General features: G+C 61.0%; 13 protein-coding genes. 7 read left to right on the forward strand and 6 right to left on the reverse strand.

What is annotated here, in order from left to right; translation table 11 throughout:
* Positions 1-85: 85 nt before the first annotated feature.
* Positions 86-2,839, reverse strand: a complete 2,754-nt coding sequence (locus tag AC1DWG_RS10895) for a response regulator (RefSeq protein ID WP_477754814.1) — start codon at positions 2,837-2,839, stop codon at positions 86-88.
* A gap of 215 nt (positions 2,840-3,054) precedes the next feature.
* Between AC1DWG_RS10895 and AC1DWG_RS10900 the strand changes: the two genes are divergently transcribed.
* The 7 genes from AC1DWG_RS10900 to AC1DWG_RS10930 all read left to right on the forward strand — a co-directional run bounded on the left by AC1DWG_RS10900 (position 3,055) and on the right by AC1DWG_RS10930 (position 11,497).
* Positions 3,055-3,774, forward strand: a complete 720-nt coding sequence (locus tag AC1DWG_RS10900; protein ID WP_477787776.1) for a response regulator transcription factor — start codon at positions 3,055-3,057, stop codon at positions 3,772-3,774.
* Positions 3,764-5,185: a histidine kinase sensor domain-containing protein gene (locus AC1DWG_RS10905; protein ID WP_477787777.1), complete on the forward strand. Its 1,422-nt coding sequence runs from the start codon at positions 3,764-3,766 to the stop codon at positions 5,183-5,185. Before AC1DWG_RS10900 ends, AC1DWG_RS10905 begins: the two co-directional genes overlap by 11 nt.
* 168 nt (positions 5,186-5,353) lie before the next feature.
* Positions 5,354-6,256, forward strand: coding sequence for a cysteine synthase CysM (cysM, locus tag AC1DWG_RS10910; RefSeq protein ID WP_477764812.1), 903 nt, complete (start codon positions 5,354-5,356; stop codon positions 6,254-6,256).
* On the forward strand, positions 6,256-7,608 hold the full coding sequence (rlmD, locus tag AC1DWG_RS10915) for a 23S rRNA (uracil(1939)-C(5))-methyltransferase RlmD (protein ID WP_477754818.1): 1,353 nt from the start codon (positions 6,256-6,258) through the stop codon (positions 7,606-7,608). Before cysM ends, rlmD begins: the two co-directional genes overlap by 1 nt.
* Positions 7,609-7,730: 122 nt before the next feature.
* Positions 7,731-9,974, forward strand: a complete 2,244-nt coding sequence (relA, locus tag AC1DWG_RS10920; RefSeq protein WP_477760160.1) for a GTP diphosphokinase — start codon at positions 7,731-7,733, stop codon at positions 9,972-9,974.
* Positions 9,975-10,092: 118 nt separating this feature from the next.
* On the forward strand, positions 10,093-10,926 hold the full coding sequence (gene mazG / locus AC1DWG_RS10925; RefSeq protein ID WP_477754820.1) for a nucleoside triphosphate pyrophosphohydrolase: 834 nt from the start codon (positions 10,093-10,095) through the stop codon (positions 10,924-10,926).
* Between the two features lie 28 nt (positions 10,927-10,954).
* Positions 10,955-11,497 (forward strand): DUF2058 domain-containing protein, encoded by a 543-nt coding sequence (locus tag AC1DWG_RS10930; protein WP_007988773.1) that lies wholly within the window; start codon positions 10,955-10,957, stop codon positions 11,495-11,497.
* 69 nt (positions 11,498-11,566) lie between these two features.
* On the opposite strand, the gene AC1DWG_RS10935 is transcribed toward AC1DWG_RS10930, so the two are convergent.
* The 5 genes from AC1DWG_RS10935 to AC1DWG_RS10955 all read right to left on the reverse strand — a co-directional run bounded on the left by AC1DWG_RS10935 (position 11,567) and on the right by AC1DWG_RS10955 (position 16,909).
* The gene (locus AC1DWG_RS10935) at positions 11,567-11,755 is read right to left on the reverse strand and encodes a hypothetical protein (RefSeq protein WP_223456119.1); all 189 of its coding nucleotides are present in this window, start codon (positions 11,753-11,755) and stop codon (positions 11,567-11,569) included.
* 328 nt (positions 11,756-12,083) lie between these two features.
* Complete coding sequence (gene fabB, locus AC1DWG_RS10940) at positions 12,084-13,304, reverse strand: beta-ketoacyl-ACP synthase I (protein WP_477764811.1); 1,221 nt, start codon at positions 13,302-13,304, stop codon at positions 12,084-12,086.
* Between the two features lie 11 nt (positions 13,305-13,315).
* Complete coding sequence (fabA, locus tag AC1DWG_RS10945; RefSeq protein ID WP_003227150.1) at positions 13,316-13,831, reverse strand: 3-hydroxyacyl-[acyl-carrier-protein] dehydratase FabA; 516 nt, start codon at positions 13,829-13,831, stop codon at positions 13,316-13,318.
* Between the two features lie 247 nt (positions 13,832-14,078).
* Positions 14,079-15,980 (reverse strand): ATP-binding protein, encoded by a 1,902-nt coding sequence (locus AC1DWG_RS10950; RefSeq protein WP_477787778.1) that lies wholly within the window; start codon positions 15,978-15,980, stop codon positions 14,079-14,081.
* Positions 15,977-16,909, reverse strand: a complete 933-nt coding sequence (locus AC1DWG_RS10955; protein WP_477764809.1) for an ABC transporter substrate-binding protein — start codon at positions 16,907-16,909, stop codon at positions 15,977-15,979. The genes AC1DWG_RS10950 and AC1DWG_RS10955 overlap by 4 nt, the downstream gene beginning before the upstream one ends.
* Positions 16,910-16,950: the final 41 nt, after the last annotated feature.

A 16,950-nucleotide genomic window follows, 5' to 3' on the forward strand; every position in this document is an offset into this window, starting at 1 on the left:
CTGAGGCCACCTTCGCTGGCAAGCCAGCTCCTACAGGGTTTGCGCTGAGCTTACGCTGATGTTTGATTGACGCAGTTGCGCTGCATCAAGCATTCATGCGCGCCTGGGCCGCCAGGCGATTGATCGCCCGGTCGAGTTCCTCCAGTGCCACGCCGGCATTCGGGTCCTGTTGCTTGAGCAGGGTTTCGCTGCGTTGGCAGGCCGCACGCAATTGCGGTACGCCGCAGTAACGCGTCGCGCCATGCAGGCGATGGACGCGTTCGATCAGGGCGTTGTGGTCGTTGCTTTGCTGTGCGAGGCGGATGGCTTCGCGGTCAGCCTCCAGGGACGCCAGCAGCATCGCCAGCATGTCCGCCGCCAGATCAGCCTTGCCGGCGGCCAGGCGCAATCCTTCGTCGTGGTCGAGTACCAACAGGTCGTGGGCGCCAGCATGCCCATCGCCGGAGCGTTCCGGGCTGTGATTGCGCAGCGCCAGGCCGCTCCATTTCAGCACCACCTGCGCCAATTGCCGTTCGCTGATCGGTTTGGTCAGGTAGTCGTCCATGCCGCTTTGCAGCATCGCGCGTTTTTCGTTGGCCATGGCATGGGCGGTGAGGGCCACGATCGGCAGCGGCGTGCAATGGCGTTCGCTTTCCCATTGGCGGATCGCCTCGGTGCTCTGGCGGCCGTCCATGCCGGGCATCTGCACGTCCATCAACACCAGATCGAATGTCTCGTTCTGCACCGCCTTGATGGCGGCAAAACCGCTTTCCACCGCGAGCACATTGGCGCCCATGTCTTCGAGCAGGGTCTGCACCAGCATCAGGTTGGCCGGATTGTCGTCGACGCAAAGCACCTTCGGTGCACGGCTGGACAACGGTTCGCCCGGCTCGCGGCGCATCGGGCGCGGGTTGACCAGATCAGACAGGGAGCGTCGCAACTTGCGGGTACAGGCCGGTTTCGCCTGGAGCTGGCTGTGGGGGTTGGGCACGGAAAGATGGAACAGCGTCTGTTCCGTGGTCGGGCACAGCACCAGCACTTTGCAGCCAAGATGCTCGAGGTCCCAGATGTGCTGGTTGAGGCGTTCCGGCGGCATGTCGTTGCTGGTGATGCCGAGCACTGCAAGTTCGATCGCCTGATCGGTCTGGTGGGCGGCGGTGACGCCATTGGTCAGGCTTTCCAGGGTGTTGAACGGTGTGGTGTTGAGGCCGCAGTCTTCCAGTTGATGCTGCAACGCCTGCCGGGCCAGTTCGTGGTTTTCCAGCACCGCCACCCGGCGCCCGAGCAGCGGCGCGGCGGGCAGGTCTTCGGCATCGTCACGGGTTTTCGGCAGGCTCAGGCTGATCCAGAATTCCGACCCTTCCCCCGGCGTGCTGTCGACGCCGATCTCGCCGCCCATCTGTTCGATCAGGCGTTTGGAAATCACCAGGCCCAGGCCAGTGCCGCCCGGTTGCCGCGATAGCGAGTTGTCAGCCTGACTGAAGGCCTGGAACAGGGCGCGTACGTCCTGGCTCGACAGGCCGATGCCGGTGTCCTGAATGCTGATGCGCAGCTGCACGGTGTCTTCGTGTTCTTCTTCGAGCATGGCGCGGGCGACGACGGTGCCTTCGCGGGTGAACTTGATCGCATTGCTCACCAGGTTCGTCAGGATCTGCTTGAGCCGCAACGGGTCGCCTACCAGTGACAGCGGCGTGTCCCGATACACCAGGCTCACCAGTTCCAGCTGCTTGGCGTGGGCGGCCGGGGCGAGGATGGTCAAGGTGTCCTGGAGCAGGTCGCGCAGGTTGAACGGAATATGGTCGAGCACCAGCTTGCCAGCTTCGATTTTCGAGAAGTCGAGAATCTCGTTGATGATGCCCAGCAGGCTGTCGGCGGATTTTTCGATGGTGCCCAGGTAGTCGAGCTGGCGTGGGGTGAGCTCGCTTTTTTGCAACAGGTGGGTGAAGCCGAGAATGCCATTGAGCGGCGTACGGATTTCATGGCTCATGTTGGCCAGGAATTCGGACTTGATCCGGCTCGCTTCCAGGGCCTCCTTGCGCGCCAGATCCAGCTCGATGTTCTGGATCTCGATGGTTTCCAGGTTCTGGCGCACGTCTTCGGTGGCCTGGTCGATGCTGTGCTGCAATTCTTCCTGGGCATTTTGCAGGGTGCCGGCCATGCGGTTGATGCCGGAAGCCAGTTCATCCAGTTCCTGGCTGCCGAGGGGCGGCAAGCGGGTCTCCAGGTGGCCGTCCTTGAGTTGGGCCACGGCCTGCTTGATCTGGCTCAACGGCCGATTGATCGTGCGGCCCATGCGCAGGGCCAGCAGCGCCGCACCGATCAGTCCCGTAGCGATCAACATCAAGCTGGCGAACAGGCTGCGGTAACCGCGCAACAGCATGTTGTTATGGGACAGTTCGAGCTCGACCCAGCCAAGCAGGCGGTCTGCTTCTTCGGGAATCACGTCTCCGGCCAGATTGCGGTGTTTGCCGAATACCGGCAGCAGATAGCGGGTCGCATCGCTGCCGCTGTGGCGCAGCATTTGCGTGCCACTGCCAGAGGGCGTCTGATTGAGCATGGTCGGGCCGGCGTGGGCCAGCAACGTGCGGTCGGGAGCCAGGAAGGTCACTGCCCGTACATCGGTTTGCTCCAGGGCCTGGGTGGCGATGCGTTCGAGCAGTTCGTTGTCCTGATGGCCCATGGCTGGCGCCGTCAGTGGAGCCAACTGCTCGGCGATCATTTCGCCGCGCTGCATGAGTTGGGTTTGCAGGTCAGCCTGTTGCATCCAGGTAAAATACCCCCCCAGCACCAACGCCATCAGGCTGGTTGGCAACAGGGTCAGCAACAGCACGCGGCCTTTGATTCCCAGTTTCTTGAGCACGCATCTCTCCTGCATCCCGCTATTTATAGACCCGTACATGCATCCGCCATGCACCACTTGCGCAGTGTAGCGATTTGCTCGCGGGCAATCTTCGTAAAAATGGTGCAGTCATTCGTCGGCCCGGGCGACTCTTTGGCGATACGGACAAACCGTGGGTTGCCCCTGGCGAGGCAATCTTGAATAATCGCTCAACTGAGAATTGTTTGCAGATAGTCATGACTCCCATCACTGCTGGCCTCCCCCGAATCCTGTCCATCGAAGACGACCTTGTGCTCGGCGCCTACGTTCACGAGCACCTGGACCGCAGCGGCTTCCAGGTGACCTGGTGCCAGAACGGCCAGGAAGGCCTGGACATTGCCCGCCGGCAGCCTTTCGACGTGGTGTTGATGGATATCCTGCTGCCGGGCATGGACGGCCTGGCGGTACTGACTCAATTGCGCCAGAGTCATTCCACCCCGGTGTTGCTGATGTCGGCCCTCGGTGCCGAGGCCGATCGCATCAGCGGCTTTCGCCTGGGGGCCGATGATTACCTGCCAAAGCCCTTCAGCATGGTGGAGTTGCGGGTGCGCATCGAAGCCATTCTGCGGCGGGTGGCACTCGACCGCCGACCCGCACCGGCAGTGCCAGCCCCGTTGATGGACAGCCTGCGTTTCGACGATGAAAGCTTCGAGGTGTTTTATGGCGAACAGGCTGGCGGCCTGACCCGCAGCGAGTATCGGCTGCTGGAGACGCTGCACCGCAGCGTCGACGAAGTATTGAGCAAAGCCTTCCTCTATCAACAGGTGCTGCAACGCGGTTATGCGGCCCATGACCGCAGCCTGGACATGCACATCAGCCAGATCCGCCGCAAGCTCAAGGCCATTGGCTACACCGAGCGCGAAGTGCGTACGGTATGGGGCAAGGGTTACATCCTGAGCGCCGCCGATGAAATGTAACGTGCCGGGCAGGCACTCGCTGTTCTGGAAACTGGCTTGTCTATTGGTCGCTTTCTGTCTGCTGATGATCTGGTTGAGTTGGTCATGGGGGCGTTACATGGAGGAGCGAAACCAGTTCCTCTCCGATGAGGCCCGCGGCACCCTGTCCGGTTATGCCGCCGAAGCCGAGCAGGCGTGGAAGCAGCGCCAGAGCGCCGGTGTCGATGACTGGCTGCAAGGCATGGGTCAGCGGGAAAAAGGCTGGGTCGGTGTCATCGGTGGTGATTTGCAGTCCTTGAGCAACCAATCGCTGACGGACAAGGAAGTCGAACGCCTGACTTTTTTGCGCGGCCTCGATTGGCCCATTCACAAGAAAGGCCGGCCGTGGATACGCATACCGTTTCCCGGCGACCCGTCCACTGGCAGCCTGGTGATCGAACTGCCCGAACGCTTTTTGCCTGGGCAATACCGGGTGTTCTGGCGGGTGATCACCAACGGCGTGATTCCGGGGTTGTTCACTTTGCTGCTGTGCGTCGGGCTCTACCGTTTGCTGGTAGTGCCGCTCAATCACTTGCGTGAGCAGGCCAATGCCTGGCGTGCTGACCAACTGAATGTGCGCCTATCGAGCCGCACCACCAATCGTTCCGATGAATTGGGTGAGCTGGGGCGGGCGTTCGATCACATGTCCGAGCGCCTGCAAAGCACTGTGGCCTTGCAGCAGCAACTGTTGCGCGACCTGTCCCACGAATTGCGCACGCCTTTGAGCCGCCTGCGGGTGGCCAGTGAAAGCGAGCAGGGGCTGGAGCCATTGCGCGAACGTATCGGTCGTGAGGTCGATGGCATGCAGCGCCTGGTGGAAGACACGCTGCAACTGGCATGGCTGGACACCGAGCGCACCCGGTTGCCCGACGAGGCGATTCAGATCCAGGCCCTGTGGGAAATGCTCACGGAAAACGCCTGCTATGAAAGTGGCTGGCCCGATACGCAGTTGCAATGCACGGTGGATGCATCCTGCTGGGTTCGCGGTCATCTCAATACCTTGGCCCAAGCGTTGGAAAACATTCTGCGCAATGCCATTCGTCATTCGCCGACGGGAGGCATCGTCCAATTGGGCGGACGGCGTGATGGCGATTTCTGGCACCTGTGGCTGGAGGATCAGGGTGGTGGAGTGGCGCAAGCGGATCTGGAGCGGATCTTCCTGCCGTTCACCCGGCTCGACGGTTCGCGGCCGGGGGATGGTGGGTTTGGGTTGGGGTTGAGCATTGCCCGGAATGCGGTGCAGCGTCAGGGTGGACAGCTGTGGGCGCAGAACACCGGGACCGGGTTGCGCTTGAATATGCGTCTGTTGGCGGATGATGGTGGTGCCCGTGACGACGCCATCGCGAGCAGGCTCGCTCCCACATTGACTGTGTTTCAAGCGAAAAATATGTGATCACCTCAGTCCCCTGTAGGAGCGGGCTTGCCCGCGATGAGGCCCTCATGTTCACCGCAAAATATCTGCTTATTCCCATAAACCATAAGCACCACACTTTGCGTGATATGGCCTGCGAACGTTTGCCGGTATGATAGTCGCCCCCGCAGTCTGGATTGCGAATACGCCATGACCTTGCAGTACCCAACCATCGCCGATTGCGTCGGCAACACTCCGCTGGTCCGTTTGCAGCGCCTGCCCGGCGCCACCAGCAATACCCTATTGCTCAAGCTCGAAGGGAACAACCCGGCGGGTTCGGTCAAGGACCGTCCGGCGCTGTCGATGATCACCCGCGCCGAACTGCGCGGGCAGATCCACGCCGGCGATACACTGATCGAAGCGACCTCGGGCAACACCGGGATCGCCCTGGCCATGGCCGCTGCGATCAAGGGTTACAAGATGATCCTGATCATGCCGGACAACTCCAGCGCCGAACGCAAGGCAGCCATGACCGCCTATGGCGCCGAGCTGATCCTGGTCAGCCAGGAGGAGGGCATGGAAGGTGCCCGCGACCTCGCCCAGCGCATGGAAGCCGAAGGTCGCGGCAAGGTACTGGATCAGTTCGCCAACGGTGATAACCCCGAGGCGCACTACACCACCACTGGCCCGGAAATCTGGCGTCAGACCCAGGGCACCATCACCCATTTCGTCAGCTCCATGGGCACCACCGGGACCATCATGGGCGTGTCGCGCTACTTGAAAGAGCAGAACGACAACGTGCAGATCATCGGCCTGCAACCAATGGAAGGTTCGGCGATCCCGGGTATCCGTCGCTGGCCTCAGGAATACCTGCCGAAGATCTATCAGGCTGATCGCGTGGACCGGATCGTCGACATGGCCCAAAGCGAAGCCGAAGACGTGACCCGTCGCCTGGCCCGTGAAGAAGGCATTTTCTGTGGCGTGTCCTCGGGCGGCGCCGTGGCGGCAATGCTGCGCCTGTCCAGAGAAGTTGAAAATGCGGTGATCGTCGCGATCATCTGCGACCGCGGCGACCGTTACTTGTCGACCGGCATTTTCGACGCGCCCAACTGATGGCCAAACATGAAAGAGGCCTGCGCTTCCAGCCCACCGGCGGCAGCAAGGCCCCGCAAATCCCGACCGGCAAAAAACAGCGCCTGACCATCGAGCGCCTGGCCAATGACGGTCGCGGCATCGCGTTTTTCGAAGGCCGTACCTGGTTCGTCATCGGTGCGTTGGCCGGCGAAGAAATCGAGGCTCGCGTACTCGGTGCCCACGGTAAAGTGGTCGAGGCGCGGACCGAGCGGGTGTTCAACGCCAGCGAGTTGCGCCGCCCGGCACCGTGCGCCCATGCCGGCCGTTGCGGCGGCTGCAGCGTGCAGCATCTGCCCCACAACGAACAACTCGCCCTGAAACAGCGCATGCTCGCCGAGCAATTGTCCAAGGTCGCCGGTGTCGCGCCCGAGGAGTGGGCCGAACCATTGACCGGTCCGGAATTCGGCTACCGTCGTCGCGCCCGTGTGGCGGTGCGCTGGGACATGAAGGCGAAGAAACTCGAAGTCGGGTTCCGCGCCGCCGGCAGCCAGGACATCGTTGGCATCGATGATTGCCCGGTGCTGGTACAGCCCTTGCAACCAATCATGACCCGCCTGCCCCAGATGCTGCGACGCTTGAGCAAACCTCAGGCACTCGGGCATGTGGAGTTGTTCAGCGGCTCGACGTTGGCGATTTTGCTGCGGCACATGGCGCCGTTGTCCGACGCCGACCTGACGATCCTCAAGGATTTCTGCGCGTTCCACGAAGCCCAGTTGTGGCTGCATGGCGACGGTGAACCGCAGCCGGTCGAGGCCGATCAGTCGTTGGGTTATCGTCTTGAACAGTGGGGTCTGGAGCTGGCATACCGTCCCGGGGATTTCATCCAGGTCAACGCCGCAGTCAACGAAGCGATGGTCGCCCAGGCGCTGGACTGGTTGAAGCCGACAGCGGATGAGCGCGTACTCGATCTGTTCTGTGGTCTGGGCAACTTTGCCTTGCCACTGGCCAAGGCCGCTCGCGAAGTGGTGGCGGTCGAAGGTGTGCAGGTGATGGTCGATCGGGCAGCGGCGAATGCGGCTAGCAATAATCTGCATAACGCGAAGTTTTTTCAGGCCGATTTATCCCAGCCTTTGACGGACGCCGAATGGGCCGCCGAAGGCTTTTGTGCGGTACTCTTGGACCCACCGCGTGACGGTGCTTTCGAGGTTGTTCGCAAGCTCAAGACCCTGGGCGCCGAACGGTTGGTGTACGTGTCGTGCAACCCGGCCACTCTGGCGCGTGACACGGTCGAATTGATCAAGCAGGGCTACCGGTTAAAACGTGCCGGGATTCTCGATATGTTTCCTCAAACGGCACATGTCGAGGCCATGGCGTTATTTGAAGCGAGCTAGGATGCTCGTCTGGTCCGACTGGCCCGCCCGTGCAGCCGCGCACCCAGCCCGATGTGGGCGCACGGGCAACGAAGGTCAGCGATTTGACGCATTGAATCTGCGTCGTAGGGAAGGTAAGCAAGATGGTACAGGTGAGAGCACACCAGCCGATCAACACCGACGGCAGTATCAATCTCGAGGCTTGGCTCGATCACGCGGTGAGTGTCGATCTGGCACTGGATCGCGAAGCCTTGAAAGAGGCCTGCGAGTACGCTCGCGAGGCCGAACAACAAGCCAATGCGGCACAGAATCTGTGGTCGGAAGGGAACTCCACGTTCCGTACCGGCCTTGAGATCGCCGAGATTCTCGCCGATCTCAAACTCGATCAGGACTCACTGGTCGCCGCGGTCCTGTACCGGGGCGTGCGCGAAGCCCAGATCCCGTTGCCGGCAGTCAGCCAGCGCTTCGGCCCGGTGGTGGCCAAACTCATCGACGGCGTGCAACGCATGGCGGCGATCAGCGACAGCCTGAGTCCGCGCAAATCCATGGTGATGGGCACCCAGGGCCAGGTGGAAAACCTGCGCAAGATGCTGGTGGCCATGGTCGACGACGTTCGCGTCGCCCTGATCAAACTGGCCGAGCGTACATGCGCCATCCGTGCGGTGAAGACCGCCGACGACGAAAAACGCAACCGCGTCGCCCGTGAAGTCTTCGACATCTACGCGCCACTGGCCCATCGCCTGGGTATCGGTCACATCAAGTGGGAACTGGAGGACTTGTCCTTCCGTTACCTGGAGCCGGACCAGTACAAGCAGATCGCCAAGTTGCTCCACGAGCGGCGACTCGATCGCGAGCGCTTCATCAGCGACGTGATGAGCCAGCTGAAAAACGAATTGCAGGCCACCGGCGTCGATGCCGACATCAGCGGCCGGGCCAAACACATCTATTCGATCTGGCGCAAAATGCAGCGCAAGGGTCTGGAGTTCAGCCAGATCTACGACGTTCGAGCCGTTCGCGTGCTGGTGCCGGAAATGCGCGATTGCTACACCGCGCTCGGCATCGTCCATACCCTTTGGCGGCACATTCCGAAAGAGTTCGACGACTACATCGCCAACCCCAAGGAAAACGGCTATCGCTCGCTGCACACAGCGGTGATCGGGCCCGAGGGCAAGGTGCTGGAAGTGCAGATCCGCACCCATGCGATGCACGAAGAAGCCGAACTCGGTGTGTGCGCGCACTGGCGCTACAAGGGCACCGACGTCAAGTCCGGCTCCAATCACTACGAAGAGAAAATCTCCTGGCTGCGCCAGGTACTCGAATGGCACGAAGAGCTGGGCGACATCGGTGGCCTGGCGGAACAGCTGCGGGTCGATATCGAGCCCGACCGGGTCTACATCTTTACCCCGGACGGTCACGCCATCGATTTGCCGAAGGGTGCGACGCCGCTGGACTTCGCCTACCGTGTACACACCGAAATCGGTCACAACTGCCGTGGCGCCAAGATCAACGGGCGCATCGTGCCGCTCAATTACAGCCTGCAAACCGGTGAACAGGTCGAGATCATCACCAGCAAGCACGGCACCCCGAGCCGCGACTGGCTGAACCCGAACCTGGGTTACGTCACCACATCGCGGGCGCGGGCGAAGATCGTTCACTGGTTCAAGTTGCAGGCCCGTGACCAGAACGTCGCGGCCGGTAAAACGCTGCTTGAGCGCGAGCTCAATCGCCTCGGTCTGCCCGCGGTGGATTTCGACAAGCTGGCCGACAAGGCCAACATGAAAACCGCCGAAGACCTGTTCGCCGCCCTCGGCGCCGGGGATCTGCGCCTGGCGCAACTGGTCAACCTGGCGCAGCAACTGGTCGAGCCGGAGCGTGGCAACGAGCAGCTGGAACTGATTCCACGCAAGGCCACCGGCTACAAGCCGGGCAAGCGCGGCGATATCCAGATCCAGGGTGTCGGCAACCTGATGACCCAGATGGCCGGCTGCTGCCAGCCGTTGCCGGGCGATGCAATCGTCGGTTACATCACCGTGGGTCGCGGCGTGAGCATTCACCGCCAGGACTGCGCCTCGGTGCTGCAGCTGGCCGGGCGCGAGCCCGAGCGAATTATCCAGGTCAGCTGGGGGCCGGTGCCGGTGCTCACCTATCCGGTGGACATCGTCATCCGCGCCTACGACCGTTCCGGTCTGCTGCGTGACGTCTCGCAGGTGCTGCTCAATGAGCGGATCAACGTGCTGGCGGTCAACACCCGCTCGAACAAGGAGGACAACACCGCGTTGATGTCCCTGACCATCGAGATTCCGGGGCTGGACGCATTGGGGCGGTTGCTGGGGCGGATTTCCCAGTTGCCGAACATCATCGAAACCCGGCGTAACCGTACGCCATGACCCACCCCTCTCTGTAGGAGCCGGCTTGCCGGCGAAGGCAGCCTTGAGCCTTGCGCTGGCATGACGAGCGCCTTCGCTGGCAAGCCAGCTCCTACAGGGTGTTTGACGAGAGTCGCAGATGTACAGCCTTGAAGATTTGTTGCACCTGATGAACCGCCTGCGCGACCCGCAGTACGGTTGCCCGTGGGACATCAAGCAAACCTGGGCCACCATCGTCCCGCACACCCTCGAAGAAGCCTACGAAGTCGCCGATGCCATCGAGCGCGGCGACTTCGATCACTTGCAGGGTGAGCTGGGTGATCTGTTGTTCCAGGTGGTTTATTACAGTCAGTTGGCTCGGGAAGAGGGGCGCTTCGAGTTCGCCGGCGTGGTCGACGGCATCACCCGCAAGCTGATCCGTCGTCATCCCCACGTGTTCCCCACCGGTGACCTGTATGCGCCGCTGGATGTCCCGCGTTTGAGTGAAGAGCAGGTCAAACAGCGTTGGGAAGAGATCAAGGCCGAGGAGCGCGCGGAGAAATCTTCAGCGCCCGAACAGCTATCGTTGCTCGATGATGTTCCCGCCGCACTGCCAGCGTTGTCCCGTTCGGCAAAATTGCAGAAGCGCGCGGGGCAGGTCGGGTTCGACTGGCCAGATGCCTTGCCGGTGCTCGATAAAGTGCGTGAGGAGCTCGATGAAGTCCTCGAAGCGATGTCGGAAAACGATCCCGAAGCCGTGGCCGACGAGATCGGCGATCTGCTGTTTTCCGTGGTCAATCTGGCGCGGCATCTCAAGGTCGATCCGGAAGCCGCACTGCGTGGCGCCAACGGCAAGTTTGAACGACGCTTTCGTTTTATCGAACAGGCATTGCGCGACACCCGCCGTCCCATGGAAGATTGCACCCTCGAAGAGTTGGACGCCTTGTGGGGCGAAGCCAAACGTCAGGAAAAGAATTTGCCCAGCTGCGGTTGAGCAGTGGCCTAAGTGAGTAATAAGCACCATGAGCATTTCCCTTCGCGACCAGTTGCTCAAAGCAGGGCTGGTCAACCAGAAGCAGGCCAAGCAGGTCAGCAAAGACAAGCAGAAACAACAACGCCTGGCCCACAAAGGCCAGATCGAGCTGGATGACTCCCAGCAGCGCGCGGCGCAGGAAGCCATGGCCGAGAAGGTCAAGCGCGACCAGGAACTCAACCGCCAGCAGCAGGAGAAGGCCGAGGCCAAGGCCCGTGCCGCGCAGGTCAAGCAATTGATCGAAGTCTCGCGCCTGCCGAAATTGACGACCGAGGATTACTACAACTTCGTCGACGACAAGAAGGTCAAGCGCATCAGCGTCAACACCCTGATGCGCAACAAGCTCAGCAGCGGTTCGCTGGCCATCGTGCATCACGCTGGCGGCTACGAAGTGATTCCGCGCGAGGCGGCACTGAAGATTCAGGAGCGCGACCCTCAACGTATCGTGCAGCTGAATGTGCAAACCGAAGAAGTGAGTGTCGAGGATGATCCGTACGCCGCCTATAAGATCCCTGATGATCTGATGTGGTAACACGCTGAAGGCTGCAATACGACAAACCCCGCTCATGGTGGGGTTTGTCGCTTTCAATGCTGTGTTTGCCTATGCGGAACGCAATTCGCGTTGCTGCTCCAGGGTTTCCAGTTCGGCCTTGTAGTTTTGCGCATCGGTCTCGGAATGGAACATCCCGACCAGCAGGTCTTGTTGATGCACATCCCAGATCCGGATACCGGCGGCTACCCCCTCGTGGGATTTATGTGAATCGTCGCGTTCAGTTACTTTTACAGTCATCTGCTAGCTCCAATCTCTGTTATCTGCAGCAAGGCGTGTGCAGGCCTCTGTTATAGAGTTTGGTAGCTTGCTAAGTAAACGACTGAGTTTGGTAATGGTTTTTTGCAAAAACGGAAACAGTGCTGCAGCCCGCGGAATCCGCGACATTCAGTCGCAGGGCGTTAAGTTTCATGACAAAAGCTTCATCTCCAGAGGCCTCACGCCCCCCTGTAGGAGCTGCCGCAGGCTGCTCCTACAGGGTTTTGTGTTTGCCGCGCGAATTTCTCCAGGCAAAAAAAACGCCCCGAACCAGTCGGGGCGTTTTCATGTGCGGCTCGGCAGCGGGAAATTACTTACCTTCCCAGCGCTTCAGTACCAGGGTGGCGTTGGTGCCACCGAAACCGAAGCTGTTGCTCATCACGGTGTTGATGGTGGCGTTTTCGCGGGTCTTGGTCAGCACCGGCAGGTCGGCCACTTCAGGGTCCAGCTCGTCGATGTTGGCGGAACCGGCAATGAAGTTGCCTTCCATCATCAGCAGGCAGTAGATCGCTTCGTGAACGCCGGCGGCGCCCAGGGAGTGACCCGACAGGCTCTTGGTGGAGCTGATGGCCGGAGCCTTGTTGCCGAACACTTCACGCACGCCTTTCATTTCCGCGACGTCGCCGACCGGGGTCGAGGTGCCGTGGGTGTTCAGGTAGTCGATCGGGGTATCGACGGTGGACAGCGCCTGCTGCATGCAGCGGATCGCGCCTTCGCCGCTCGGGGCAACCATGTCGTAGCCGTCGGAGGTCGCGCCGTAGCCGACGATTTCCGCGTAGATCTTCGCGCCGCGGGCCAGAGCGTGTTCCAGCTCTTCAACCACGACCATGCCGCCACCGCCGGCAATGACGAAACCGTCACGCTTGGCGTCGTAGGCACGGGAAGCTTTTTCCGGGGTTTCGTTGTACTGGGTGGACAGGGCGCCCATGGCGTCGAACAGGAACGATTGGCTCCAGTGTTCTTCTTCACCGCCGCCGGCGAAAACGATGTCCTGCTTGCCCAGCTGGATCTGTTCCATGGCGTTACCGATGCAGTGAGCACTGGTGGCGCAAGCGGAGGAGATCGAGTAGTTCACACCCTTGATCTTGAACGGCGTGGCCAGGCAGGCGGAAACGGTGCTGCCCATGGTCCGCGTGACGCGGTACGGGCCGACGCGCTTGACGCCTTTCTCGCGCAGGATGTCCAGTGCTTCCATCTGGTTCAGGGTCGACGCGCCACCGGAGCCGGCGATCAGGCCGGTACGCACGTTGGAAACCTGCTCTTCGGTCAGGCCGGAGTCGGTGATGGCGTCTTTCATGGCCAGGTAGGCATAAGCTGCCGCGTGGCCGACGAAGCGATAGATCTTGCGATCGATCAGTTCTTCAAGGTTGAGGTCAATGGAGCCGGAAACCTGGCTACGCAGACCCATTTCGGCATATTCCGGGTTGAACCGGATGCCAGGGCGGCTTGCACGCAGGTTAGCGGAGACGGTCTCTTTGTCATTGCCCAGGCAAGAAACGATGCCCAGACCAGTGATAACGACGCGGCGCATGCGGATAACCCTTAGAAGTTGTCAGTGGAGGTGAACACGCCGACCCGGAGGCCTTCGGCGGTGTAGATTTCGCGACCGTCGACAGTGACCGAACCGTCGGCGATGGCCAGGTTCAGCTTACCCTTGAGGACGCGCTTGATATGAATGTTATAGGTGACTTTTTTGGCGGTCGGCAGGACCTGGCCGAAGAATTTCACTTCGCCCGAACCCAGCGCACGGCCGCGGCCCGGCAGGCCTTGCCAGCCCAGGAAGAAGCCGACCAGTTGCCACATGGCGTCGAGGCCCAGGCAGCCCGGCATCACCGGATCACCTTCGAAGTGGCAGGCGAAGAACCACAGGTCCGGATTGATATCCAGCTCGGCGACCAATTCACCTTTGCCGTACTTGCCACCTTCTTCGCTGATCAGGGTGATGCGATCAACCATCAGCATGTTCGGGGCGGGCAGTTGCGCGTTACCAGGGCCGAACAGCTCACCGCGACTGCAGCGCAGCAGGTCTTCCCGGGTAAAGGCGTTTTGTTTGGTCATGCGAGCTCCTCAATAGTCCCATGCGGCAGGTGGGGCAAATCTTCCCGGCCGATCGAAGCGTTCATGCCTCGAACCGGCAGCCTACTCATAGACTATTGCGTTGTGGTGAAAGTCACAGCACCAAGGACATGAATGTACACTTGTGCACTGAAATTATTATTCAAGCCCCTTTTCGGGCCTGTTCGGGTGCCTAAGACTGCCGCACTTTCGCATTTCACGCCAGTCGCAGATGCTCGAAAGGCCTGTACTACTGCACCCATCGCTGCAGAATTTGCTGCAGATCAGTCCGTTTGAACGGCTTGGCCAGGTAATCGTTCATCCCCGCCGACAAACAGGCTTCGCGGTCACCCTGCAGGGCGTTGGCAGTCAGCGCGATGATCGGCAGGTCGGTGCAACCGGGTAATTGGCGGATCTGTCGGGTGGCTTCATAGCCATCGATGACCGGCAAGCGGCAATCCATCAGGATCGCTTCGAAAATCAGGCTCTCGGCACTGCGAACCGCCTGCGCGCCGTCTGCCGCGAGACTGACCTTGAAGCCCAGGCTGCGCAACATGGCTTCGATGACCGTCTGGTTGACCGGGTTGTCTTCGACCAGCAGCACATTGCGCCCTTCGCCGTTGCTGTTGCGCGATTGCGCGCGAGGGGGCGACAGCGGTTGAGTCTGCTGGTGCAGTGCCAGGGGAATTTCCAGGGTGAACACCGAACCGCGGCCTTCCTCACTCTGCGCGCGCAAGGTGCCGCCCATGCGTTCGGCGAGCGTACGGGCAATCGGCAGGCCTAGCCCGGTGCCGCCGTAGCGCCTTGAAATGGAGCTGTCGGCCTGCTGGAAAGCGTTGAACATCAACTCCAGGCTTGGTGCCGGGATGCCGATGCCGCTGTCGCGCACGGTGCAGGTGAACCACAGTAACTCGTGGTCCAGCGACTGCCACTGTGCCTCGATGGTGATGCGGCCCTGCTCGGTGAACTTCAGCGCATTGCCGATCAGGTTGACCAGTATCTGCCGGATCCGCGTCGGGTCGCCCTTGGCCTGCAAGCCGCGCATGTCATCGGGGACCATCAGTTGCAGGTCGAGGCCGCGTTGCGCGGCGCTGTGCTGGAACGACTGGGCGCAACTGCCGATCAGTTCGACGAGATTGAACGCAATGTGCTCCAGTTCCAGCTCTGAACGTTCGATCCGCGAGAAATCCAGAATGTCGTTGATGACCTTGAGCAAGTGCTCGGTAGATTCCGAGGCCAGCGCCGCGTATTCCACCTGCTCCTCGGTCATGTCGGTGGTTTCCAGCAACTGCAGCATGCCCAGCACGCCATTCATCGGTGTGCGCAGTTCATGGCTCATCATGGCGAGGAAGTCGGATTTGGCGTTGTTGGCCTTTTCCGCTTCTTCGCGGGTCTGGATCAACTGCGCCATGGCCTGATGCTGTTCGCGACTGGCCTGCTCGAGGCCGCTGGCGAGGTTGTTGATGTGTTGCGACAGCGCCCCCAGCTCGGTGTCGTCGACAATGGGCAGCGGTGTTTTGTAGTCGCCGTCCTGGATCGCCTTGACCGCATTGCCGATATCACGGATTGGTTGCGACAGGCTGCCCGCCAGACGCCGGGCCACGAAGAAGGTAAATAGCAGGGCAAACAGCACCAGAATGGCGGCCTTGAGCACGATTTCCTGCTGGCGTTGGCTGAAGGCATCGTTGGACAGTCCGACGATCACCCGGCCGAGATAGTCTTCGGTGGGGGCCGCGTTGGCGGTTTTGCTGCTCTGGAAAAAATCATTGTGCAACGCGATGCGCTGGAGCCGTATCGGTGCCTGGAACACTTCGAGCTGTTGCGCGCGATTGTAGTGTTCGCTCGGTTGTTCGACGTACACCAGAACCCGGTTGGCGCTGTCCTGGATTTCCAGAAAGCTCACGTTGGGCGTGGCCAGTGTCGCCTTGAGCAAAGTTTCGAGCACTTCGATGTTGCCCGAAATCACTCCGTACTCGGTGGCCGGGGCCAGTTGATTGGCGATCAACTGCCCGGTGTGGGTGATTTCCTGACGCAGATCCTGGATGCGCACGAACGTGAAGAAGCTGATCAGCAACAAGGTCAGCAGCAGTGCAGGGCCGAGGCTGATGAGTTGGGTGCGAGTGTTGATGTCCCAGCGACGGCGCAAGTTCATGGACGGCGTTCTCCTTCAGCCAGCAACGTGGCGACCGACGCTTCGTTTATCTGTTCGATACCCAATGAACGCGCCACCTGGGGATTGCTCGCGACCTTGAATCGATGGGGATAGTGCGTGCGCGGCCAGGTGGCCGGTGGCCGGTCGAGCAACTCGTCGAGGATCGCCAGCCAGTCGCTCTGATCGCTGTAGGTGCTGGCCAGGCTTGCGGCCTTGACGAAACCTGCGTTGGGTCCGATCAGCGCCATTTGCCGTGAGTAGCTGCTCAGCAGCAGGTTCTTTGCGGTTTGCGGGTTGTACAGGTCGGCATCGTCCAGGCCCAGCAACACGTCGCTGTTATTCAGCAGGGCCTGTAACGGATGACTGTCGTGAATGTTGTCCCAGCGCTGGGTGACCACCTCTAGACCCAAGAGGAGGGCGGCATTACGCAGCTCAGTCAACAGAAATTCACTGTGGTTGTGGTAGAGCACGCCGATGCGTTTGGCTTCGGGCAACAGGGTGCGGGTCAAGCGCAACTGGCGGTCCAGTGGTGGATCGCTCCATAGCAGGGAAAGGTGTGCAGGCAGCGTGTTGTTCAAGCGTTGCCGGGCTTGCAGGCGGCTGATGCGCAACACCAGTGTCGCCGGGCCCCGGGTGTCCTGCAGGCGCCAGTCGAGGCTGGGCAGGTCGAGCAGTATCAAGCGGATGTTTTCCGGCAGTTTGTCAGGAATCGGCAAACTCGCCAGTGTCTGGAAGCGTACGTTATCGTTCGGTCGCAACTCGCTCAGGGCCTGGGTAAACGCCCGCGCGTCGGGGCTGTCTTCGGCACCCGTGAGCAAAATGTCGGCCGCGTTACCCGGCAGGCTACCGAACAAGCTGCTGAACAATAGACAAAGCACGGCCAGCAGCCGGCGCAGGGGCGGCGTTTTCCAGGCTGGGCAATACGACATATTAAAGCTCCAGCCCCGGCGAGCTGAAAATCAGCGCCAGT

This window comes from Pseudomonas sp. P4_B3, from assembly GCF_056402295.1.